The organism is Streptomyces sp. NPDC093149 (assembly GCF_044754145.1).
Classification (GTDB): Bacteria; Actinomycetota; Actinomycetes; order Streptomycetales; family Streptomycetaceae; genus Streptomyces.
The window spans coordinates 26,019-48,565 of the sequence record NZ_JBIVON010000013.1 but is presented as its reverse complement, the minus strand read 5'-3'; the positions used below and the strand labels follow the sequence as shown (position 1 = coordinate 48,565).

At 69.0% G+C, this 22,547-nt stretch carries 21 protein-coding genes; 10 read left to right on the top strand and 11 right to left on the bottom strand.

The window, feature by feature from the left end; translation table 11 throughout:
* Positions 1–231 precede the first annotated feature (231 nt).
* Positions 232–696 (top strand): integrase, encoded by a 465-nt coding sequence (locus tag ACIQCZ_RS31680; RefSeq protein WP_402287334.1) that lies wholly within the window; start codon positions 232–234, stop codon positions 694–696.
* 36 nt (positions 697–732) lie between these two features.
* Here ACIQCZ_RS31680 and ACIQCZ_RS31675 read toward each other — a convergent pair whose 3' ends face one another.
* Both ACIQCZ_RS31675 and ACIQCZ_RS31670 read right to left on the bottom strand, forming a co-directional pair.
* Complete coding sequence (locus ACIQCZ_RS31675) at positions 733–1,338, bottom strand: hypothetical protein (RefSeq protein ID WP_402287662.1); 606 nt, start codon at positions 1,336–1,338, stop codon at positions 733–735.
* 115 nt (positions 1,339–1,453) lie between these two features.
* Entirely contained in the window at positions 1,454–2,470 is a 1,017-nt protein-coding gene (locus tag ACIQCZ_RS31670) for a zinc-dependent alcohol dehydrogenase family protein (protein ID WP_402287332.1), read from the bottom strand.
* A 242-nt stretch (positions 2,471–2,712) separates the two neighbouring features.
* Between ACIQCZ_RS31670 and ACIQCZ_RS31665 the strand changes: the two genes are divergently transcribed.
* Both ACIQCZ_RS31665 and ACIQCZ_RS31660 read left to right on the top strand, forming a co-directional pair.
* Positions 2,713–3,603, top strand: coding sequence for a helix-turn-helix transcriptional regulator (locus ACIQCZ_RS31665; protein WP_402287329.1), 891 nt, complete (start codon positions 2,713–2,715; stop codon positions 3,601–3,603).
* Between the two features lie 162 nt (positions 3,604–3,765).
* Positions 3,766–4,131 carry a DUF4440 domain-containing protein gene (locus tag ACIQCZ_RS31660; protein ID WP_402287327.1) on the top strand — a complete coding sequence of 122 codons (366 nt, stop codon included), beginning with the start codon at positions 3,766–3,768 and terminating at the stop codon, positions 4,129–4,131.
* Positions 4,132–4,688: 557 nt separating this feature from the next.
* On the opposite strand, the gene ACIQCZ_RS31655 is transcribed toward ACIQCZ_RS31660, so the two are convergent.
* A complete protein-coding gene (locus tag ACIQCZ_RS31655; protein ID WP_402287324.1) occupies positions 4,689–4,889 on the bottom strand; it encodes a hypothetical protein in 201 nt (66 codons plus the stop codon).
* Positions 4,890–5,017: 128 nt separating this feature from the next.
* On the opposite strand from ACIQCZ_RS31655, the gene ACIQCZ_RS31650 reads away from it, so the two are divergent.
* Complete coding sequence (locus ACIQCZ_RS31650; protein ID WP_402287323.1) at positions 5,018–5,719, top strand: hypothetical protein; 702 nt, start codon at positions 5,018–5,020, stop codon at positions 5,717–5,719.
* A gap of 252 nt (positions 5,720–5,971) precedes the next feature.
* Here the strand turns inward: ACIQCZ_RS31650 and ACIQCZ_RS31645 are convergent, their stop codons facing one another.
* Positions 5,972–6,409, bottom strand: a complete 438-nt coding sequence (locus ACIQCZ_RS31645; RefSeq protein ID WP_402287321.1) for a DUF6083 domain-containing protein — start codon at positions 6,407–6,409, stop codon at positions 5,972–5,974.
* Between the two features lie 277 nt (positions 6,410–6,686).
* On the opposite strand from ACIQCZ_RS31645, the gene ACIQCZ_RS31640 reads away from it, so the two are divergent.
* Positions 6,687–7,730 (top strand): RNA ligase family protein, encoded by a 1,044-nt coding sequence (locus tag ACIQCZ_RS31640; protein ID WP_402287319.1) that lies wholly within the window; start codon positions 6,687–6,689, stop codon positions 7,728–7,730.
* Positions 7,731–8,313: 583 nt separating this feature from the next.
* Here ACIQCZ_RS31640 and ACIQCZ_RS31635 read toward each other — a convergent pair.
* The 4 genes from ACIQCZ_RS31635 to ACIQCZ_RS31620 form a co-directional block, all read right to left on the bottom strand.
* A complete protein-coding gene (locus ACIQCZ_RS31635; protein WP_402287317.1) occupies positions 8,314–9,612 on the bottom strand; it encodes a BNR-4 repeat-containing protein in 1,299 nt (432 codons plus the stop codon).
* A 225-nt stretch (positions 9,613–9,837) separates the two neighbouring features.
* Positions 9,838–11,139, bottom strand: a complete 1,302-nt coding sequence (locus ACIQCZ_RS31630) for an extracellular solute-binding protein (RefSeq protein WP_402287315.1) — start codon at positions 11,137–11,139, stop codon at positions 9,838–9,840.
* 71 nt (positions 11,140–11,210) lie between these two features.
* Positions 11,211–12,131 carry a carbohydrate ABC transporter permease gene (locus ACIQCZ_RS31625; protein WP_402287313.1) on the bottom strand — a complete coding sequence of 307 codons (921 nt, stop codon included), beginning with the start codon at positions 12,129–12,131 and terminating at the stop codon, positions 11,211–11,213.
* Positions 12,128–13,057, bottom strand: coding sequence for a carbohydrate ABC transporter permease (locus ACIQCZ_RS31620; protein ID WP_376283134.1), 930 nt, complete (start codon positions 13,055–13,057; stop codon positions 12,128–12,130). Before ACIQCZ_RS31620 ends, ACIQCZ_RS31625 begins: the two co-directional genes overlap by 4 nt.
* Positions 13,058–13,491: 434 nt before the next feature.
* Between ACIQCZ_RS31620 and ACIQCZ_RS31615 the strand changes: the two genes are divergently transcribed.
* Positions 13,492–15,792: an FAD-dependent oxidoreductase gene (locus ACIQCZ_RS31615; protein ID WP_402287311.1), complete on the top strand. Its 2,301-nt coding sequence runs from the start codon at positions 13,492–13,494 to the stop codon at positions 15,790–15,792.
* Positions 15,793–15,855: 63 nt separating this feature from the next.
* Here the strand turns inward: ACIQCZ_RS31615 and ACIQCZ_RS31610 are convergent, their stop codons facing one another.
* Both ACIQCZ_RS31610 and ACIQCZ_RS31605 read right to left on the bottom strand, forming a co-directional pair.
* On the bottom strand, positions 15,856–16,644 hold the full coding sequence (locus ACIQCZ_RS31610) for an IclR family transcriptional regulator (RefSeq protein ID WP_376222339.1): 789 nt from the start codon (positions 16,642–16,644) through the stop codon (positions 15,856–15,858).
* A gap of 626 nt (positions 16,645–17,270) precedes the next feature.
* On the bottom strand, positions 17,271–17,477 hold the full coding sequence (locus ACIQCZ_RS31605) for a helix-turn-helix domain-containing protein (RefSeq protein WP_402287660.1): 207 nt from the start codon (positions 17,475–17,477) through the stop codon (positions 17,271–17,273).
* 61 nt (positions 17,478–17,538) lie between these two features.
* On the opposite strand from ACIQCZ_RS31605, the gene map reads away from it, so the two are divergent.
* A complete protein-coding gene (map, locus tag ACIQCZ_RS31600; protein WP_402287309.1) occupies positions 17,539–18,321 on the top strand; it encodes a type I methionyl aminopeptidase in 783 nt (260 codons plus the stop codon).
* Positions 18,322–18,719: 398 nt separating this feature from the next.
* Positions 18,720–19,454: an alpha/beta fold hydrolase gene (locus ACIQCZ_RS31595; protein WP_402287307.1), complete on the top strand. Its 735-nt coding sequence runs from the start codon at positions 18,720–18,722 to the stop codon at positions 19,452–19,454.
* Positions 19,455–19,825: 371 nt separating this feature from the next.
* Here the strand turns inward: ACIQCZ_RS31595 and ACIQCZ_RS31590 are convergent, their stop codons facing one another.
* Entirely contained in the window at positions 19,826–20,137 is a 312-nt protein-coding gene (locus ACIQCZ_RS31590) for a helix-turn-helix domain-containing protein (protein ID WP_402287305.1), read from the bottom strand.
* A gap of 307 nt (positions 20,138–20,444) precedes the next feature.
* On the opposite strand from ACIQCZ_RS31590, the gene ACIQCZ_RS31585 reads away from it, so the two are divergent.
* Both ACIQCZ_RS31585 and ACIQCZ_RS31580 read left to right on the top strand, forming a co-directional pair.
* Positions 20,445–21,566 carry a PP2C family protein-serine/threonine phosphatase gene (locus ACIQCZ_RS31585; RefSeq protein ID WP_402287303.1) on the top strand — a complete coding sequence of 374 codons (1,122 nt, stop codon included), beginning with the start codon at positions 20,445–20,447 and terminating at the stop codon, positions 21,564–21,566.
* Entirely contained in the window at positions 21,487–22,269 is a 783-nt protein-coding gene (locus tag ACIQCZ_RS31580) for a family 20 glycosylhydrolase (RefSeq protein WP_402287301.1), read from the top strand. The genes ACIQCZ_RS31585 and ACIQCZ_RS31580 overlap by 80 nt, the downstream gene beginning before the upstream one ends.
* The last annotated feature ends 278 nt before the right edge of the window (positions 22,270–22,547 follow it).

The following is a 22,547-nucleotide window of genomic DNA, read 5'->3' as shown; positions in this document are numbered from 1 at the left end:
GACGGATTTTGTTGACCTGCAGGAACGTCACCTCCGACGCGTGGAGTTCCCGCGCAGGTAAGCCCGCATTCCCTTCCACGAGGATCGGTAGACGAACGTAGGCACATCCTGACGGTGCCCGACCGGCCCATGCCTGCGTTTCGTCACTCGGTGAGGCCCATTTCGTCGGTACCTCGGGTATTCCGGGAGTTCCAATACCCGAGCCCACCATTAGCGATCTACCCCGAGGACGTGATCTCCCATCACCGGGCCTTCATCGCGCGCCGCAGAACCGATCGGCCCAGCGAGGAGTATCGCGAGCTCACCGCTACCGAGTGGAACGAGTTCCTGGCCCACTTCGAACTGCGCAAGGTCGCCCTGGGGACCTGCGGCCGCGACTACTCGACCCCGTGCCAGCACGAAAACGCCTGTGTCAGATGTCCCCTACTTCTCGTGGACCCGGCCCAGATGCCACGTCTCCGGGAGATCCACGCCAACCTCGTCGACCGCCTCCAGGAGGCCCGGGACCAGGGCTGGCTCGGCGAGGTCGCCGCCATCGAGACCACCATGGCCGCCGCAGCGCAAAAGCTGGAGGCCATGCGCGAGCGTGCAGCGCAACCGTCCACCGTCCACCTGGGCATGCCCGACTTCCGCCGGAACGCCGGACGAAGCAGCGCCGAGCCCGAAACCCCACCAACTGCGGCAGGCCCGTTGTGAGTCGACCGCGCATTCGGGACGGTTGCCGCCGCGAGATCAAGTCTTGGGCAGGAAATCCCGCCAGAACGAGACGGTCGCCTGCGGGCGCCAGCCGTCGGGGGTGTGGGCGTCGAAATCGTCGAACTCGTGGTTGACGTAGTCGACCAGGTCAGTGCCGTAACAGATGATGTCGGTGCCCCACACTGAGAGAACCGGGTGACCATGGGAGCCATGGCCGGCAGGTAGAAACCGATGCCCGTAGATGGGAACGAGCCTGGGGACCCGAGCAAGCAGCGCCTGAGCTTGCTGAAGGGCCTCGTCGGCATCCTCCGGGCGTTGTCCCCAGCTCGGATGCCAGTTGCCGCGTCGGACCGACAGGGCAATGCCCTCCACGGGCCACTCAAGCCGCTCTCGGAGTTCTTCGGGGTCGCCGTTGCGCCAGTCCGGCCATGGGTTCTCCCACGTGTCCCCCTCTTCGGGCGGCTGACTGACCGGCAAGCCCGACGCCAGGAAAGCCCGGTGGTCGTCGGCAAACTCGATGCCGTAATCCTGCTCAATACGCTGGAGCTCGATCTCGCTCAGCCCCGGCGCTATCTCGCAGCGGTCCGCAACGGCGAGAAGGCGCGCTGCTTCGATCCCCAGCTTCATCCCATCCGGCTTCATCACGTTGGAACAGTACTGGTCCCGCCATCTGAGCTCGGACAGTTTTCGAAGATCACCCGGCTGCAGCCGGAGCCCGCCTGACGCGAGATGAGCTCAGGCGCGCGGCGGCAGGACCTCAGGGAGTCAGGAGGGCCTTGATGGCGCGGCGCTCGTCCATTGCCTGGTAGCCCTCGGTGACCTGCTCCAGGGGCAGGGTGAGGTCGAAGACCTTGCCCGGGTCGATCCGGCCGGTCAGTACCCGGCCGATCAGGTCGGGCAGGTAGCGGCGCACGGGGGCGGGGCCGCCGCGCAGACCGACGTGGGAGAAGAACAGCTCCTGCCCGTCGACAGCGACCTCGTGGGGGACGCCGACGAAGCCGACGTTGCCTCCGGGCCGCGCTGCTCGCAGGGCCTGCTGCATGGCCTGGGCGGTGCCGACGCACTCCAGCACACTGTCGGCACCGATGCCGTCGGTGAGATCCTTGACCCGGGCGGCTCCCTCGTCGCCACGCTCGGTGACGATGTCGGTGGCGCCGAACTCCAGGGCGAGCTTCTGACGGGGTTCGTGGCGGCTCATCGCGATGATCCGCTCGGCGCCCATTTCCTTGGCCGCGATGACCGCGCACAGCCCGACAGCGCCGTCGCCGACCACCACGACGCCGGAGCCCGGCTTGACTTCCGCGGCGTCGGCGGCCCACCAGCCGGTGCCCATGACGTCGGAGACGGCCAGCAGGCCGGGCCAGATCCGCTCGTCGGGGATCTCGTCGGTGGCGACCAGGGTGCCCTGGGCGTTGGGAATGCGGACGTAGTCGGCCTGGCAGGTGCTCATGAACTCGCGGTGCAGGCAGTTGGACTGGAAGCCATTACGGCAGTTGGCACAGGTGTTGTCCGAGGTGGCGAACGAGCCGACGACGAACTGGCCCGGCTTGACCGAGGTGACCTCGCTGCCGACCTCCTCGACGAAGCCGAGGTACTCATGCCCCATCGGATGCGGAGCGCCGATCGGTTCCAGGCCGCGGTAGGGCCACAGGTCCGAGCCGCACACACAGGTGACAGCCGTGCGGATGATCGCGTCGGTCGGGTGGAGGATCTTCGGGTCGTCCAGGGTCTCGAAGCGGACATCGCCAGGGGCGTGGATCACTGCTCCGCGCATGAGGAGTTCCTTACGTAGTGAGGTGTGCGCCAGCAGGTTCACCTGACGGCGCCGAGTGCGGACCGGGGCACAGGCGGCGAGCCGCCCGATCCGGAGGTGGGCTCCTCATCGGCCGTCTTCACGGCCGACGACAAGCCCCACGTCTTCCAGGTAAGCGGCTCCTGGCGCGCGCAGCGAGTCACTGCCAAGGGGTGTACTGGCAGTACATCCCTCGGGCCGCGTGCGGGACGTACCGTCGAGGTGTGGACAACCGAGAAGAGGTCCGCGAGTTCCTCACCTCGCGGCGCGCAAAGATCACCCCGGAGCGGGCAGGGCTGCCGCCCGGCAGTCGGCGACGTGTGCCCGGCCTGCGCAGGAGCGAGGTCGCCACGCTCGCCGACATGAGCGTGGAGTACTACGCCAAGCTCGAACGCGGCCATCTCGCCGGTGTCTCACCGGCCGTCCTCGAAGCCGTCGCCCGCGTCCTTCAGCTCGACGACGCCGAACGTGCCCACCTGCTGAACCTGGCCCGCGCCGCGGACGGCTCCGAGGCCCTCACCCGCCCCCGGCGCCACAGCACCCGGCAGTGGAAGCCGCACCGCAGTCTGCAATGGACCTTGGACGCCATCACCGCCGGGCCCGCGTTCGTCCGCAACGGCCGCATGGACGTCCTCGCCGCGAACCAGCTCGCACGCGCCTTCTACACCGACGTCTACGCAACCCCCGGAAATCAGGCGAACCTCGCCCGCTTCAACTTCCTCGACCCCGCCTCCCGCCGCTTCTACCCCGACTGGGACACCTTCGCCGACGTGGCCGTGGCCATCCTGCGCACCGAAGCGGGCCGCAACCCCCACGACAAGGACCTGCACGACCTCGTCGGTGAACTGTCCACCCGCAGCGACGAATTCCGCACCCGCTGGGGCGCCCACGACGTACGCCACCACGGCACCGGCACCAAACGCTTCCACCACCCGGCCGTCGGCGAACTCACCCTCGCCTACGAGGGCCTGGACATGGCCGCCGAACCCGGCCTCACCCTCACCATCTACTCCGCCGAACCCGGCTCCCTGTCCGAGGAGGGCCTGCGTCTCCTCGCGTCCTGGGCCGCCACACAGGAAGCCGACACCGCTACGGAACCGTTCACAACCAGTTGACCAAGGCTGACGCAGACCAAGCCGTTGAACCAATCCGTTTTGCCGCCGCACACCCGGCCCCGGTCCCGACGGACCGAGGGCCGGTACATCGCCAAGTGCCGTTGCTTGCGTTGCGTGAAATATCGGCTGTGCAGTGACACGCAGCATCCTTAGGGTTCGTGCATGACAGACGAGAGTGAGCAGGGTGTTCCAGCGGCCATTGAGGCGGAGATGCGGCTTCTCGACCCTGATGTGCGGGCTTCGCCGGCCCGGGTCTCGGCGCTCCTGGACCCGGAATTCCTTGAGATCGGAGCGTCGGGGCGGCGCTGGGACGCGAAGTCGATTCTCTCGGTGACGAGTGATGGCTCAGTGGTCCCCGAAGCCCCGGTCAAGGTCAGCGAGATGTCAGGGACCGTGCTCGCTCCCGGCATCGTTCACCTGACGTACTTCGCTGACCACAACGGGCGCCGAGCGTGGCGGAGCTCCGTGTGGCGTCTGACGGAAGTGGGGTGGCGCCTGTACTTCCACCAAGGCACCTTGACGAGCTGAGCGACCGGTGGCCACCGCCCGGAGGAGGTGGCCACCGGGCCTGGGCCGTTGACACCCGGCGCGACCCTGCGCGGACTCCGAAAGCTGTCCGCAGGTGTTCCGTGGCCTCCTGGTGGTATGAGCGATCACGAGCAGCAGCCGCCCCACGCCGCGGCGGGTCGGACTTTCGTGTGTCACCGCAAGCCGTTGGTGCGCCCACCGAGCTCTGCCTGGCGGCCCTCCTGGCGGTCATTCTGCTGTGGAGACGACCGCGACCGGTGTGACGGTGCACTCCGCACGTGATGGGCAGCGGCCACCATGGGTTTCGGGGCAGGCCCCGTGGACACCGCGGTGTCTTCCGCTCGGACTCGACTGATACGGACTTGGTGTCACAGACCTCGGCCAACACGGTCGGTCCTCCCTGTGCGGCGTTGGGTGCGGATGAGGGTGCCGTCGATCAGGACCACCTCGCCGCCCCGCTTGGCGACCTTCCTCAACGCATACTGCGGCGAGGATGCGCCGGTAGTCCGGCGGGAGCGTGTCCTCCTGCCCGCCCGGTGCACGGTGCGGGATCAGCATCACAGCCTGCCCGCCCACTTGCCCGGGCGCCGGCGTGGCCGAGGCGCGTCGGAGGCGAACTGTTCGCTGACCCGCTCAACGACTCTTTCGGTGAAGGCGAGTTCGTCCTGCTCGCCCCGTACCTCCGCCAACCCTGTGGCCGGCTGTTCTTCGAGTTCGTCCAGTTCCGCGCGCCGCGCGGCGATCCGCTCCAGCAACACGGGATCCGGTATGCACAGGATCGTAGAAGACCGCCGAGCACTGTGAGCAAGAACCAGCGGTCAGGTCCACTCATCGTGGCCTGTCCGTCGCCTTCTGCTTGTCGGCGGCCGGGTCTAGGCTGGATCGCATGACTCCCGGTGAGTTGGTGCGGCCCGGACCTGACGGTGACACGACCGACCTCGTCTTCCGCGAGACCGGCGGTTCGCGCGGCCATGCGGTGCTGATCGCGCTCGCTTCTCTGGTGCGCATGCTGATTCTGTTCGGCTGCGCGGGAACCGTGATCATGGTGTTCATGGCCGCCTTCGGCGTCGACTTTCCCGAGGCGCTGTTCGCGGCCGGCCTGGTCGCGGTGGCCGGCCCTCTCGTCGCCGCCCCGTTTGTTGTGGCCGGTGCACTGCGTCGTGTCCGTCGAGTTCGGTTCGCCCTGGCACAGGACCCGCCCCGGTTTCGCTTGATCCGGGCGGGTCGGCCGGAGCCCTGGATGCCGATCGCCGACCTGGCGCGCATAGATCTGGTGGAGAGCATCGTCGAGCCGTACGAGGGCGATCCTCTGCCAGCCAGCCGAACGCTGATGGTTGTATTGGTCAGGGGAGATGACTTGGCCAAGCCGGTTTTCGGTCACCCGAGGCATACGGACGGGCGGCAGCTCAAGGAGACCCTGGATGCGCTCCTTTCGGATGCCGGGGTCCTCGTTCAGCTGGAGACAACGCGCACCCCGCGGTCCAAGCCTCCGTCGAAACCTCGTCGGTCAGGTTCGGCTCATGCCGGCGTGATCGCCAACAACGGGAGGTCGGGCGGTCCGGGATCCGGCAACGCGGCCGGCTTCTGAGGACCGCTCCCGAACCGGCCGCGGCTACAGACGGTCCCCGGCGTGAGGCGGAGGTCGGTCAGCGCGGCACCGCGTCCGGCGACCGCGTCGAACGGAATGTCTACGGCATTCTCCTGAAGCCGCCGGAGGCACCTGTCTCACCCGCGGCGGCAAGGTTGTCGAGGCGAACGCACTGACGCCGAGACACATGGGCCCGGGGGAAGGACCGATCACCGCGTGGTGGACCGAAGCCCGCCCCCGGACACCGTACTGTCAGCTCGCGTCGGGCAGGTCCCGCAGGTCGGGGAGGTTGAACAGGCGCTGTGCCCGGCGGTCGTTCTTCTCGCGCAGCGTGGTTCCCCATGGCCAGGGCCAGCGGGTATCGGCAGTGGGGTAGGGGCAGACGAGGTGGTGGGCCACACGGCACAGGGCGCCGGGGGTGGGTTCGGCGTCCCACGTGTTCCACGCTCGGCCGTCCGCGGTGGTGAGCCACCGTCGGCGGGGTGGCAGGTGGTGGGAGGGGACGGTGACGTCGGGTTCGAGGAGCACCCAGTGGCCTTCGTAGAGGGTGGGGTACCGGTCCTGTGGAAGCCCGCAGTCCGGGCAGTCGGGCGGCGTGGGCGGTGCGGGTGCGATGGCGCCTTCGCGGAGGGCTTGCAGGTCGTCGTCGTGATGGTCCGGGCCTGTCGCGGAGTTCTCGATGTCCCCCATACGGTTCAGGGTCCGGACGGGACGTCAGGCGCGGTAGGGCGCGATCCGGCCGGTACAGGAGTGGCCCTGGGGTGCTGGGGTGCCTGTACGGCGCCACATGTGGCGTACGCGGTCGCGGCTGTCGTGCCGGACCGTGGCCGAGCAGCCCACTGAGTCGGGGCATTCATGACCGGCCTCCGTGCGAGGAGCGGCACTTCTGCCTTGCGCGTGCCGGCCCTCCGGAGTTGTCAGTGAATCCCGGTTGCCCGGGGCGCGACCGACAGCGATGATCCTCCTCATGTCTGACGCTGCGTCTGCGGGTTCCTCGCTACAGCCGTACCCCAAGATCCCTGCCAAGGGACGGTTCGGCGTGTCCGGGGGCCGGGAGTGGGTCGCGGTGGAAAAGGTGCACGGAGCGCACTTTGCGGTGGTGTGCGACGGCGCGGGGGTTCATCCGGCGAAGCGGCGTGAGTTGTTGGGCGACGATGCGCTGGATGGTTTCTTCGGCGTGAGCAGGGTCTGGCCGGTGCTGTCGGTGGCGGCGGCCCGGTTCGCCTCGGAACTGCGCAGTGTGTGGGGTGGCGCTGCGGTGGTGACGATCTACGGTGAGCTGGCCGGCGGTTGCTACCCACACCCGGATGTTCCTGCCGTTGCCGGGGTCGAGCCGGTGCAGACGGGCGTGTGGTACGCGCCGGGCCTGCACTGGCTGCCGTTCGACGCGTCGGTCGAGAAGGCTGAGGGAAGCTGGTGGATCTCCGACCGTGCTCTGCGTGGAGCCGCTGCGGCTGCGGGGCTCCTGTGCCCTCCCGCTGTCGGGTACGGCGCGCTGAACAAGCTCCAGGAGCTGCCGTGCGCTTTCCCCACAGGAGTCCCGGCTCTTTTCGGGCTGCCTGAACTGGCGGGCAATCTCGCCGAAGGCTACGTCCTCAAGCCGGCCGGCGAATGGACCGAGGCGGATTCCGCGGGCATGCGTCCTGTGGTCAAGGTGAAGCAGAAGGCTTTCGCCGAGGACGAGCGGTTCGACGGCGCACGTCCCTATCTGCCACCGCCGCAGGGGGCGGCCGGAGTTCCCGCCTGGCTCCTGTCCCAGGCGTCGGCACTTCTCACGCCCGCTCGCGCGGCCGCGGTGGTCAGTAAGCTGGGCCCCCACACTCCGGTGGACGCTGTGGCGGAGGAGATCACCCGGGACGTCTCGGAAGAGCTTGCCGAAGCGCTGGGAGGCCTGGAGGATATATTCCTGCGCCCTTTGGAACGAGCGCTTCTGCCTGGGGCACGCGCCCTGGCGGTGTTCGATGCATCGGACCGTCAACCCGCCCGGAGGGGCAGAGAGCGCACACGGTGACGACAGCGCTCAGCCGCCTCGGTGAAAGACGCGGCGGGCAGAAGAAGGCATCAGTCAGGTGTGGCCGGCCGGCGTCGGCCGGATGACGCGCCCGCTCGTCGGCTCCCTCGGGGGCATCCGGGTTACGCAGCAGGCGCAGACCCGCGTTGAGGCCGGTGGCCCGGATGTCGAACCGGAAGCGGCCCGGGACCTTGATGTGCTGGTCCTTGGGTAGGGAGAGCCGGGCGACGTCCGCGCACCGGATGTCGCCGTACCGGGGCGACACCGACCGATACGTCCTGTCGTCCGGGCTCAACTCGGCGGGTGTGAGGGCCCCGTGGTCGCGGCTCGGCGGACCGCGTCGAGCGGCGCCTGCCCACCACTTGCGGCTGGTCCGCCACCGCGCGGCCACCGAACGCACAAAGGCCCCGACCGTCTCCGCCGCCCGGCCGTGCGCCGGGGCCTGCCCCGGCTCCAGCGCGCTCAGCATTCACAACTGCGCTTCCTTCTGCGCAGCGGCGGCCAGCCCTGCTCAAATCAAGATCGAGAAGCCAGGTAGAGGATCTGCGCGCCCTGAGGCCCGAGGTCCGTCGACGAGGGGGTGTCAGCGGCGTGCGTAGTAGAGCGAGTTGTGCGCGGTGTCCGGCAGGTACAGCACGTCGTCCCCGTCCGAGTCCCTCCGCACCGCGAGCCGGTCCGCGCTCACGCCCGGCGCGGCGGACTCCGAGGTCCAGGTGCCGCCCGACTCGGTCGCGGCGAACACGCGGTCGGTGCCGGAGCCGGTCACGTAGTAGACCCGCTTGGCGTCCGTCTGGTCCCAGGTGATGCCGAGGGCCGCGGCGGTCTGGCCGCCGGCGTACACGGTCTGGCGGGCCCAGTCGCCGCCGCTCGGATACGCGTAGTAAACGCGGAAGTTGCCGCCGCTGTCGGCCGAGCGGTAGCGGTAGGCCACCTTCGGGGTGGAGCCGTCGAGGGTGAGCTTGGCGCTCTGTACCGCCGGGCCCGTGTAGGCGTTGTCGATGCTCCACTCCTCACCCGTAGTGAGCTCCTGGATCACGTCGGACGTGCCGGGCGTGACCGGGGTGGTGACGGCCGCGCCCGCGCTGTCCGTGAAGGCGCCGGTCGCCGGGTCGTAGCGCAGGTAGGACAGCTGGTGCCGGAACGCGGTCGCCGGGGCCTTGGCCCACTCGTACAGAAGGTGCACGCGCCCGGCGGTGTCCACCGTCAGGTCATCGGGGTACACGGAGCGGTTCAGTGCGCCGGCGAAGGTGGCGACCACGCTCCAGCGTGCGGCGGCGTCGTCCCAGCGGTACAGCCTGCCGGGGCGCTGGTCGGAGCCGGCGCCGACGCGGGCGGCCAGGTACAGATCGCCGTTGGGCGCGGTGGTCACGATCGGGTAGGTGATGGCCTCGCCCTGATCGGGCAGTTCGGCCGCGTGGTCCGTGACGTCCCCGCCGGGGGCTTCGGTGCGGAAGTAGCGCCAGGCATCGGCGTGCATGGAGGTGAACACGTGCAGGCGGCCGCTGCCGTCGCGTGCCACGGACGGCTGGTTGTGACCGTTGTCGTCGGGGAACTCGGCCTGCTGTCCGCTCTTGTCGAGCAGCGGCAGACGGCTCCAGACCCCGTCCGGGTCGCGCCGCGCGATGGCAGGGCGGTGCGTGGCGGCCGTCGAGCCGGGCTCGTTGAAGGCGAAGTACGTGTACTGGCCGCGGCCCTTGTACGTGGCGACGGGCGTCCACCAGGCGGCCTGGTTCGACGAGTCCATCGCGTAGGGGACCTTCTCGATCACCGTCGCGGCTGCCGTGAGGTCCGTGCTGTCGGCCTGGGCGGCCGGGACGGGCGTGAGCAGGGCGGCCAGGGCCGCGGTCGAGGCGGCGTACGCGCGTGCCGTGGGACGTCGCAAGGTGAACTCCTTCGCGGGCGTGATGATGAGGCGAACGGGAGCGGCTCCGTGGGTCGGTCCACCCCCCCTGCGCTGCGCCGGAAACTTACAGCAGATCCCGGATCATGAATAGAGATTGCACAATACGGATTCGAGATACGTCTTGGGGAAGGCGTGTGCGGCATGGCGAAGGGTCCGGTGAGGCCGAACGGCCTTCACCGGACCCTTGAGCTGCCGCGCGCGGGCTCAGCGCTTGATGAGGGCGGTGATCTCCTCGCCGGCCTTCTTCATCGCGTCCTTCGGCTTCGACTTGCCGACCAGGACGGCCTGGACCTGCTTGGCCACGGCCTCCTCGATCTGGGCGTTCTGCGCGAACTGCCAGAACGGGCTGCCGGTCGCCGTCTTGGTGATCTTGTCGGTCCACTCGGTGGTGAAGGTGTCCTTCGCGACCTTCGGGTCGGCCAGGCCCGCCGTGGTGGACGGTGGCAGGGCGCGGGAGGCGAAGTACTCGGTGACGGTGGCGCGGTCGGAGGTGGCGTGCAGTGCGAACTGTGTCGCGGCCTCCTGTCCCTTGCCCTTGACGACTGCGATCACGCCGCCCCAGAGCAGCGCCTGCGGCGTGTCGCCGGAGCGCAGCACCGGGCGCTGCATCGGCTGCATCGCGTCGGCCAGTGTCTTGTCCTTGGACTGGGCCGCGGTCACGCCCTTGCCGATGATGGCGTCGTCGTAGAAGGCGGCCTTGCCCTGTCCGAACAGGGCACGTGCGTCGAAGCGGTCCACGTCCGCGGCGATCAGCTTCGCGTCGTGCAGTTTCTTGTACCAGGTGACCGCGTCGACGGAGGCGTCGTCGCCGATGGTCACCTTGTCGTCCTCCAGGAGCGTGCAGCCGAAGGTCTGCATCCACGGGAAGATGTCCTTGAGCTGCGCGACCTTGGTGGCTGCGGCGTAGGGCACGATGCCGCCGCCGAGCCCCTTCAGCTCCCGCAGCGCGTCCTCGAACTCCTCGACGGTGGTGGGGTGCTTCTTGATCCCGGCCTTCTCCAGGAGCTTGGAGTTGGCGATCACGCCGATCGAGCCGGTGTTCCACGGCAGGCCGTACTGCTTGCCGTCGTACATGCCGCTGTCCAGCGCCACGTTCGTGTAGCCGCCCTTCAGCGCCACGGAACCGAGGTCGGCGAGCTTGCCCATCTGCGCGACCGCGGCGAGCCAGGCGATGTCGAGGTGCACCGCGCCGGTCGTCTCCCCGCCGCCGAGCTTGAGGGTGAGCTGGCTCAGGTACTCGTTGTACGGGTACGAGACCGCGCGGATCTTGGAGCTCTCGGCCTTCTCCCACGCCGTGATGATCTTCTCGATCGCGGGCTTGGCGGCCTCCTCGTTGAGCGACCAGGAGGTGAAGTCGAAGTTCTTGGACTTCGTGTCGCCTCCGTTGGAGGAGGTGCCGGCGCCGGAGGGTGCGCAGGCGCCCAGCACGCCGACGCCGGCCGCGCCGAGCGCGCCGATGCCGAACATGCGCAGCGCGCCGCGCCGGCTGATGCCAGAGGTGGTCATGGTGTCTCCATGGGGGAGTGGGCGGAAAGGGGGGAAGTGCGTGGGGGAGGGTGCGGACGGAGCCCGCGGGCTCAGCTCTTGACCGAGCCGGCGGTCATGCCGCCGACGAGGTAGCGCTGCAGGAACATGAAGGCGACGACCACCGGGACGGACACCACCAGCGAGGCGGCCATCAACTCGGGCCAGGCGGTCTGGAACTCGCCGATGTACGTGGAGACGAGGCCGGGCGGCAGGGTCTGCTTCTCCTTGTCGGCCAGCGTCACCGCGAAGATGAAGTCGTTCCAGCCGCGGACGAAGGCGAACAGGCCGGCGGCGATCATTCCGGGCGCGGCCAGCGGCGCCACGATGGAGTGCAGCGTCCGCCATCGGGACGCGCCGTCGATGGACGCCGCCTCCAGCAGGGCGTCCGGGATGGTGTCGAAGATGCCCTTCAGCATCCAGACGCACAGCGGCATCGTGAACGTGGTGAAGGACAGCACCAGGGCGGTGTACGTGTTCAGCAGGCCGAAGCTGGAGAACACGGCATACAGCGTCACCAGCAGGAGCGCCTGCGGGAACATCTGGGATGCCAGCACCAGGTGCATCAGCGAGCGTCGCCCGCGGTAGCGGAACTTGGAGAACGAGTAGCCCATGTACGTGGCGACGACCACGCTCAGCACGGCGGTGATCGAGGCGACGATGAGGGAGTTGACCAGGTACGTGATCAGCTGGTCGTTCTCGGCCAGGGCCGTGAAGTTGCTGAAGGTGATGTCGGTGGGTATGAGCTTCGGCGGGAACTGGAAGGTCTGCTCGGGGCTGCTCAGGGCGGTGGCCAGCAACCAGTAGACCGGCAGCATGCCGAAGGCGCCGATCACCAGGACCGCGGTCCAGGCGGCGATCCGTGAGCGCAGCAGGTCCTTGCGCATTCTGCGCCGCGAGGTGTGTCCGGCGGATGTGACGGACGGTGCCGGCCGGTCGGTGCCGGTCAGCGGGGTGGAGGTCGTGGAGGTCATCGGGCGTCGCCCTTCCGCTCGGTGATCCTGAGATAGACGGCGACCAGGATGAGCAGGAGCAGCATCCACAGACCGCCCAGCGCGGTCGCCCGGCCGATGTCGAAGCCCTTGAAGGCGGTCTGGTATACGGCGGTCGCGAAGGTCTCGGTGGTGCCGGCCGGGCCGCCGCCGGTGAGCACGTAGATGGTGTCGAAGTGCTGGAAGTTCCAGATGAACTCCAGGAGCAGCACGATCGAGGCGACGCCGCGGACCTGTGGCCAGGTGACGGCGAAGAAGCGCCGGATGGAGCCGGCCCCGTCCATCGAGGCCGCCTCGTGCAGTTCCTTGGGCACGGTCTGCAGGCCGGCCAGGAGCATCACCATCATCCAGGGGAAGCTCGCCCAGGTCTTGGTGACGATGACGGCGAGCATGGCGGTACCGGGCTGGCCGAGCCAGGAGACGGACTCCTCGATGATTCCGGCTTTCATGAGGATGCCGTTCAGCACGCCGTAGTTCGCGTTGAAGATCCACATCCACAGGAAGGAGACCACCACGCCCGGGATCACCCACGGGAACAGGAACAGACCGCGCAGGAAGCCGCTGCCCTTCAGGCCCGAGTTCAGCGCGAGCGCGAGCGCGAAGCCGACCACGAAGGGGACGAGCGTCGCACCGACGGTGAAGACGACCGTCTGCTTGAGGATCGTGAGGAATTCGCCGTCCAGCCAGTAGGCGAAGTTGTCCAGGCCGACGAACTCCCGGCCCGGAAGCCGCAGATCCTGCTTGAAGAAGCCGGTGAACAGCGCAGATACCAGCGGGTAGATGATGATCGTCGCGAACAGGGCGAGCCCCGGTGCGGTCAGCAGCAGTGCGAACGCGCCGTTGGAGAGCCGTCCGCCGGACCGCTCACGGCGTGGAGCGGCCTTCTGCGGAGGTGCGGCCGTACTCATGGGTGTGTCCTCTCGAACGGGGCGGGAGCGTTGGTGCGGGGCATGGCACGGGGCGCCGTGCGCCGGCAGACGGATGCGACGCGGCCGGGCGTGAGCGGTGAGCCGTTCCGTCCCCTGCTCCGACCGAGGCCCTGTGTGAATGCCATGCATGCTCCATTGAACGCAAGTTGCAGCATGCGGGATCGTTCTCCATATCTTGCGACGGCGTCAACCCTTTTGGTCGGTGAATCGCCGGTTCTGCGCAGGACCGGCGGCATCGCCGAACAGGCCGGACTCGACCGTCGGCCCACGGCGGCGGTGTCGTCGGCTGCGCCGGAAATTTACAACACATCCCACTGGATGAACAGTGGTTGCACAATGTGGATGTGATGTACGTTCATGGCGGCTCCGCTGCGGCGGAGAGTATCCGAGCTTCACACCAAGGAGGCCGCACCGTGCGGGAAGAAGAGGTCCATTACGACATCGCCGTCATCGGCGGTGGCCTGGCGGGGACCTGTGCGGCCATTGCCGCGGCCCGGCTCGGCCGACGCGTCGCCCTGGTCAACAACCGGCCCGTCCTGGGCGGCAACGCCAGCAGCGAGATCCGCGTCTGGGTCTGCGGCGCCACCGCCCACGGCGTGCACCGCTGGGCCCGGGAGACCGGCATCATGGGCGAGCTGTACACCGAGAACCAGTACCGCAATCCCGAGGGCAACCCGTACTACTGGGACCAGGTGGTCCTCGACGCCGTCCGTGCCGAGCCGGGCATCGACCTGTACCTCAACACCGACGTACGGGAGGTCGACGCGAGCGGCCCGGACGACGCACGCGAGGTGCACTCCTGCACCGGCTGGATGATGGGCTCCGAGCGGCGCATCACCTTCCACGCGAAACAGTTCCTCGACTGCACCGGCGACGGCCTGCTCGGCCACCTCGCCGGCGCCCGCTACCGCATCGGCCGCGAGTCCCGGTCGGAGTTCGGCGAACCCTGGGCGCCCGAGGAACAGGACGAGGCGCTGCTCGGATCGACGATCCTGTTCCACACCAAGGACACGGGCCGACCGGTGAAGTTCGTACCGCCCGCCTCCGCCCGGGACCTCACCACCACGCCCATCCTGCGCAACCGCGTGCTGCGCACCGGCGACAACGGCTGCGACTACTGGTGGATCGAGTGGGGCGGCGAGCTCGACACCGTCCACGACAACGAGCGCATCCGCGACGAACTCCAGGCCGTGATCATGGGCATCTGGGACCACATCAAGAACTCCGGCGAGTTCCCGGACGCCGAGAACCTGACTCTGGAGTGGGTCGGCAGCCTCCCCGGCAAGCGCGAGTACCGCCGCTTCCTCGGCGACCACATGCTGACCCAGCAGGACATCCTGGAGCAGCGGCAGTTCGACGACCGCGTCGCATTCGGCGGCTGGTCCGTCGACCTCCACCCGGTGCAGGGCATGTACGCCGACGAGCCCGGCGCCCGCCAGCGCTACGCGGACGGCATCTTCCACATCCCGCTGCGCTCCCTGTACTCGGCGAACGTCGCGAACCTCCTGTTCGCCGGGCGCAACATCTCCGCCACCCACATCGCCTTCGGCGCCACCCGCGTCATGGCCACCTGCGCAACGCTCGGTGAGGCCGCGGGTACGGCCGCCGCGCTGTGCGTCGCCGAGGGGATCGGCCCGCGCGAACTCGCCGCCAAGCGTCCCGAGCTGGTGCGCCGCACCCTGCTGCGCCAGGACGCCTCGGTCATCGGCCTCGCCGACGACGACCCCGACAACCTGGCGCGCACGGCCCGCGTCAGTGCCTCCTCGCACCTGAGCCGCCTGGCCGCCGAGCCCACGGAGGCCGCGCCCGGCGAGCCGTACCCGCTCACCCGCGACCTCGCACTGCTGATGCCGGTGGACCCCGCACTCGACACGGTCGACCTGCTCGTCCACGGCGCCGCGGGCGAGCGGCCGAGCGAACTCACCGTGGAACTGTGGAGCACCGGCCGCCCCGAGAACGCGGTCCCCGTCGACCACCTGCTCACCACCACCGTGACCGTTCCGGCCGCAGGCCCCCACTGGGTCACGGCCCGCCTCGACCACCACCCGGACACCCCTGAGAACGTCGTCCTGATCGTGCGCGCCTGCCCGGGCGCCGCGCTCGTCCTCGTTCCCGAGCGCACCGACGGCGTCCTCGCCCTGCGCAGCAGGGTCGAGGGGGACGCGGCGGTCGACCACGACATCCCGGAGGAGGACGGCCAGCTGGTCCTGGAATGGCAGGCTCGCGGCCTGCGTCGCCGGACCTTCGGCTTCCGCGCGACTCCGGACACCGCTGCGTTCCTGCCCGAACGGGCCGTCGGAGGATTCCAACGCGCCTACGGGGGCCCGCAGATGTGGTCGTCCGAGCTGCTGCCCGACCCGGAGCGGGCCACGCAGTGGCTGCGCCTCGACTGGGACCAGGAGCAGCAGCTCGGCGAAACGCGTGTGGTGTTCGACGACGACGTCGACGAGTACCTCAACAACCTGCACCGCCACCGCACCCCGTTCGAGGTCATGCCGGAACTGGTCCGCGACTACCGCATCCAGAGCCGCGAGTCCGACGGCACCTGGCGCACGCTGCTGACGGTCACGGGCAACCGCCGCCGCCACCGCGTGCACGAGCTGAACGGTGCGGACGGCGGACCCGTGCGCACCGACGCGCTGCGGCTCGTGGTGGACGCGACGCACGGGGCGCGGCACGCGCACGTGATCGCGTTCAAGGCGTACGGCGCATAGCCACGCGGCGAAGGGGCCGGGGGAAGACCGAACGGTCTTCCCCCGGCCCCTTCGTCACGTGATTCAGAGGGCGCCGAGTGCTTGGCTGACGACGTCGGCGGCTTCGATGACCTCGCGGATGAGGGTGAGGCGCTGCCCTTCGGCTTCGGTGCGGTTGCCGAGGAGGGAAGCGGGGCCCCACAGGGAAATGGCGGCGACGACGTCCCCCGAGGCGTCGCGGACGGGCGCGGCGAGGGAAGCGCGGCCCAGGGCGCGTTCTTCGGCTTCGATGGCGTAGCCGGTGCGGCGGACGGTGTCGATCTCGGCGTCGAGGAGGTCGTGACTGGTGGTCGTGTAGTCGGTGTGTGCCGCGAGCGGCTCGGGAAGCAGCTTGCGGCGCTCTTTGGGCGTGAGGCCGGTGAGGAGGCACTTGCCGATGCTCGTGGCGTGCAGCGGGGCGGTGTGTCCGGCCTGCGTGTAGGACTTCGGGGCGCGGGCTCCCTCGAAATTGCACAGGAACATCAGCTCGGCGCCGCGGCGGATGGCGACGTTGGCTCCCAGCCCGGTGCGGGTGGCGAGGTCCTGGAGGACCATGCGGGCGGCGCGGTGGACGGGGTGGCGATTGGTGGCGGTGGCGGCGAGCGGGAGGATGCCGAGGCTGAGCCGGTACAGGTTGCTGACGGGGTCACGTTCGACCATGTCGAGGCGTTCGAGGGTGGAGAGGAGGCGGGAGGTGGTGGAGGAGCCCAGCCCGGTGAGTTCGGCGACGTCGGAGACGCGCAGTTCGGCGCGGCCGGAGTCGAGTGCGCGCAGCACCGAGACCGCTCGTTCGACGCTCTGGTTCGTCCCGGCGTCGCTCGCCCGAGTAGCCATGACCCTCCTCATTTTGCAAACCGCTTGCACAATCTGCATCAGCATATCGCGTCGGCCTGAGGGCTGTTCCTGAGATCCGCCGACTCGCGGACGGGGCGGAACGGATGCGAGTCATTCACCGTAGGGACGGCAGAGGGCTGGAACGGCATCCGCAGGACACGCCTCTCCCTGGAGGACGTGTGGACTGCCTTTCGCGGAGTGAGCCACCGAATCCTCGGGCAGGAGCATGCCCTTCCCGGCCCCTGTCACGGCAGTGGGACGACCTGGAGAACCACGGCGTCATTCCCCGGTTCCGGGTGCGCACCAGGGGCGCTGTGCCCTTACCGGTCAGGAACCGAGTCCTGCCCAACGCGGTGCCACGGCCTCCAGCACCGCCCATGTCGAACCGGCGCCCCGACGTCCACCACCTCGCCGGGGAGTGGCCGACGGCCACCGCGAAGCAGCGGGCCGCATACGTGGCCGTCAACAAGTGGCTGATGAGCGACTCGGACCTGTTCGCTGTCCCGCCCGCAGAGCGAGCCATGCCGGCCTCCGGGCCCAAGACGGCTGTTCCCTTGCTTCGAGCCTCGGCGGCCAGGAGCCCGCGTGCGGCGAAGACCTCGGCGGTTGGCCTGGTCAGTGATCGGTCAGGTCCCGGCCGTCGGCATCGCTCGCGCTGGGCCTCGATCGGAGGCGGCTTCGCCGACGGTGCGTTTGCGACGGTCCGCATCGTTGCAGGGCTCGATGAGGTCGGCCGGAGAGCAGTCGAGGATGTCGCAGAGCGCGGCAAGGGGCGGCGGGGACAGGCGCTCGGGCCAGCGCGTCGACCCGGGCTTCGCCCCGTCCGGCGACACCAATTCTAATACCGGTATAGTAAGGCCGGTATAGTTATTGCTTGCGCGAGAAGGGCGTCACATGATCGAGATCCTCAACTCCACCCTGCTGGTCAGGGCGAAAACCACCGGCGCCCTGGTCGGTGACATCCTGCAGACACTGAAGAGCCGTAGCACGATCGGCACGAACCTTCTGGACATCGACCGGTGGGCCGAGAAGATGATCGTCGAGGCGGGAGCGTCGTCCTGCTACGTCGACTATGAGCCCTCCTTCGGACGCGGCCCGTTCGGCCACTACATCTGCACGGCCGTCAACGACGCCGTGCTCCACGGACGGCCGTACGACTACACGCTTGCCGACGGCGATCTGCTGACACTCGACCTCGCCGTCTCCAAAGGCGGAATCGCTGCAGACGCCGCGATCAGTTTCATCGTGGGCGACGCACAGCCCCCGGAGAGCGTTGCGATGATCAGTGCAACCGAACGCGCGCTGGCCGCCGGGATCGCCGCTGCCGGGCCCGGGGCCCGCATCGGCGACGTCTCCCATGCCATCGGCACGGTCCTCAGGGAGGCGGGGTACCCGATCAACACCGAGTTCGGAGGGCATGGCATCGGATCGACGATGCACCAGGACCCTCACGTTGCGAACACCGGACGGCCCGGCCGTGGATACAAACTGCGCCCCGGGCTGCTGCTGGCGCTGGAGCCGTGGGTCATGGCGGACACCGCTGAACTGGTCACTGATGCCGACGGGTGGACGCTCCGAAGTGCGACAGGCTGCCGGACGGCACACAGCGAGCACACGATCGCCATCACCGACGACGGAGCCGAAATCCTCACCTTGCCGGAGCAGGTGCAGCCATGAGAAATGACCTCACAGGCCCGCAGACGCACGGGTGAGGTTCTGGCACGCATTCCGTGAAAGATCTTGCTGCCTCTCGCCGGCAGGAGGCGCGCCCGTCGTGTGAGCTGCGCGGGCCACGTGTCACCGGGGTCCGGTCAGGCCGGACTCGAGATCGCTCGCGGGGTGTGTGCCAGAACCGACTCGCAGCAGCGGTTGCTCACCGGTTGGGGAGGGGCCCCGATCCCCGGCTCGGTGCTGTTCGCGGGTCTTGATCGCCGTCGGCTGCGCCACCGCTGCATCGGGATGCTCTTCGCCAAAGAGGCTGGTCATCCCGCGCTCAGTCGAACGTGGCGCTGTCCGTGCCTCGGTTGCGAAACGGTTGCTGACACAGTCGTGACGAATGACTCTCATCGTGACCGATGATTCTTGTCGTTCCCGGCGGTCTCAATGTTCCAAGAGCGAAGTGGGCAGTGAGAGGAATGGGAATGTTTGTGCTGATTCCTGGGGCCGGGGGTGCGGCCTGGTACTGGCATCGTGTGGTGCCCGAGTTGCACGCCAGGGGGTATGAGGCGGTCGCTGTCGAGCTGCCCGGCGCCGACGAATCCGCAGGGCTGCCCGAGTACACCGACGCGGTGGTTGCCGCGATCGGCGATCACGACGACGTTGTGTTGGTGGCCCAGTCGATGGGCGGCTTCACCGCTCCGATGGTCTGCGCTCGCGTGCCAGTCGACCTGCTGGTGCTGGTCAACGCGATGATCCCGTTGCCGGGCGAGACGCCCGGACAGTGGTGGGACAACACCGGATCGCCGGCAGCCCGTGTCGCAGCTGCCGAAGCAGGCGGGTACAGCACGGAGTTCGACTTGTCCACCTACTTCCTGCACGACGTGCCGACCGAGGTCGCCGCCGCCGGCGCGGCACACGACCGGCCTGAGACCGAAGCCGCGTTCAGTCAGCCTTGCGGCATCGAACGATGGCCGGACGTGACCACTCGCGTGCTTGCCGCAGCCGAAGACCGTTTCTTCCCTGCGGAGTTCCAGCGCCGAGTGGCCCGCGACCGCCTCGGGATCGACACCGACGAGGTCCCCGGCGGTCACCTGGTCGCGCTGTCGCGCCCGGTCGGCCTGGTCGACCGACTGATCGAGTATCTGCGCTGACGACGGCGGGCCCTCCCCGTCCGGCCACATCGCAGTGCCGCCACTTCGATATGCGCTGTTGCTGAAAGTGAACGAAGCCAACAGACGAAGGCCGGCCGAAGGCCCGGGAAAGCGGGCCTTCGCCGTGGCGCACGGCGATGAGGAGCGGCTGCACCAACGACCTCGACGCCGACCGCTCCGAGGAGCCGTTGAAGCCGGTGCACGCCGCGAGGGCGGTGGCCCGGGTGTCACCTGCCGATGTGGTCTTCGGCAGGGGTCAGGCACCGACTGGCTCGTACGTCGAGTGCGGTTGGCTCGCACGTCGACTGCGGTCGGATGGCCCGCGCGTCCATGGAGTCCTGCGACGAGCGGCGCGAGGGTCAACTCCGGGCCTACGCTGATCGGTTGGCCACCTCGGCAAACGCCTGGCGAAACGAACCCGGGGAACGGGAGCGAGCGCGCGTGAACGCCCTTGTGAAGGCGGCGACCGAGGTGTAGCCGACTGCGCGTGCCACGTTCTCGGCCGGGTCGCCGGTCCCGCGGGGCCGCTGCGAGGTGAGGTTCATGCGCCACTGGTGGAGGTAGCCGGAGGGTGCCACGCCGACGACGTCGGAAGAGCGGAGGACCAGGGTCGCCCGCGACACCGCGACGGGGCCGACGAGCGGTTGCGCGGCCCAGGCCCGGGACGGTTCGGTGAGGGCCATGGTGTCACGGGCCACGAGGTCGGTCAGGGCGCTGAGCGGGGAGTCGGGATCACGACCGGGGGCGCGCCCCGTTCGTTTTGCAGTTCGTGGCCGGGGTTCCCGGCGTGGACGGGTGTGTCGCCGGTGAGAGCGGCCGGGGGGATGTCATCCAGAGGCATCGCGCCCGGCGGGGCCAAGGGAGTGCAGGGGCCGTGCCCTGCCTACAGTGGTGCTTACCGCGCGGAGGCCATCGTCCGGCGGGGCGCGGGCCCCGGGCGGCGGAGCCCGCCTAACGTACGGGAAGCAGACCACTTGCCCGGGAGGTTCCGTGCCCCGTACTCGTCCGAAGAGATTCACGCGTCACTTCGAGGCCATCGAACCGCCGCGCAACGCCGAGGTCGTGATCGGCGTGGTGTCAGTGACGGTTCTGGTGATGGCCCTCGGTGTCCTGTCGCCATCCCCGGTATGGCTTCTGGGGCTGCTCGTGTTCCTGCCGGGGACGGCGTCGGCGCTGTGCACCGTACGCCAGACGGAGTTTGTGTCTGCGTGGACCACGCTCGTGGTCACCGTCAGCGTGCTGGTGATTCAAGATGGCGGGCGTTCATGGCTCAACACGATCCTGATGGTGCTGCTCACCCTGGCCCTGGGCGCGGCCTCCGTGTACGCCTGCCACCGTCGTATCCACCGCGAGCATGCGATGCTGCGGCTTCGCTCCACCGCCGCGGCGATGCAGCGCCACATCCTGCGTCCTCTCCCGCTGCTCACCGACGACGTCCTGGTCGACGGCGTGTACGAGCCTCTGCAGGAGGACCGTCTCGTCGGCGGCGACATCTACGACGTCGTCGTCTCTCCATGGGGGTCCCGGGTTCTGATCGGCGACGTCCAGGGCAAGGGCCTGCCCGCGGTCGGCGCCGCGTTCGCCGTCATCGGCGCCTTCCGTGAGGCGGCCCACCGGGAGCCCACCCTGACCGCGCTCGTCGATGCCCTCGACGCCTCTGTCGTACGGCACAACTCCTACGCCGCACAGACCGGCGACGACGAACGGTTCGTCACAGCGCTCATCGTCAACATCGACGCGCACGACGAAGTACAGGTCATCAACTGCGGGCACATTCCGCCGCAGCTGCTGCACGACGCCACTGTCATCACACCGGCTCTCGAATCCGGCGTCCCCCTCGGTCTCGCCGAACTCGCAGCCGAACCCGCGACCGTCGACTGGTTCGCCTTCCCGCCCGGCGCAACGCTGCTGCTGACCACCGATGGGCTCACCGAGACCCGCGCCGCCGACGGCACGTTCTACCCTGTCACCGAACGCCTTGCCGAGCGCGCGTCACTCTCTCCCACCGAGCTGCCGCACGCCCTCTACGACGATGCGCGTGCGTTCGCCGGAGAGGGCGGCCAGCACGACGACGTCGCGGTCCTTTCCGTCCGACGGTCGCCACACCGCTGAGCGCAACACAGCGCACGTGCGCGCAAGCGCTCGGCGACCCTCGGGCGACAAGCGGGGTCCGAGCCGAGCTGGTTCCGCTTTGATGGATACCCTTGGCGTACGAGCGCACTCCTGGCCGCCGTGCCCGAACTCATCATCCATGGCGCGCCGGTCTCCAGCGCCCCCGTCACGTCCTTTCTGCCGAGCGGCCGGGTGGTCAAGCCCACTGCCCGAGACTCGCGCCGTCCTGGCCACCCTGCTTGAAGAGATCGCCGACGCGGTGGACTCGCCCTACCTCCACATCGGCGGCGACGAGGCCGACCTCTCCGGCTGGGAACGATCGGCCGACGTCCGCGCCTACGCCAAGGGTCGCGGGCTGGACTCCGTCGAGGAGCTGCGCGCCGACCTCACCACCTACGTTGTCGAAGTCTGCGCCCGGCTGGGCCGCCGTGCCGTGGTGTGGGAGGAAGCCGCGCGAGCGGGCGGACTGCGCCCCGACAGCGTCGTCATGGTCTGGCGCGCCGAGCGCAACGCCCACCCCGTCCTGGCTGCCGGTCACGATGTCGTCATGGCTCCCGTCGCCGGCAACTACCTCGACCATGCCGAGGATGGTTCGGACGAGCCGCTGGCTCTGGGTACGGGTCGGAGCACGGCCGGGGTCGCCGCTATGAACAGGGCGCCGTGCACCATGCGTGCCCCGTCATCCCCGGTCCGTACATCGTGACCGTGGTCGCTGTCGGCTACGCCTCCGCAGCCTCCACAGCCCTCGTCACCGCGAGCGGCCGCGCTGTGAAACTCGGTCGGGTCGTCCTGGCCCGTCAGTGGCGGCACCCGGTTGCCGCCGCCTGGTGCCTGGACCATTACACCTGTACTCCTCCGTCAATGCCACGGCACAGCAGGTCATCCCCGTCGGGGAGGCGGCCGGCCGTGGTGTCCGATGAACTGCGCGACAGCCGGATCGTCGTCGTTGGTACGTCTCTTGCCGGGCTGTATGCCGCCGAG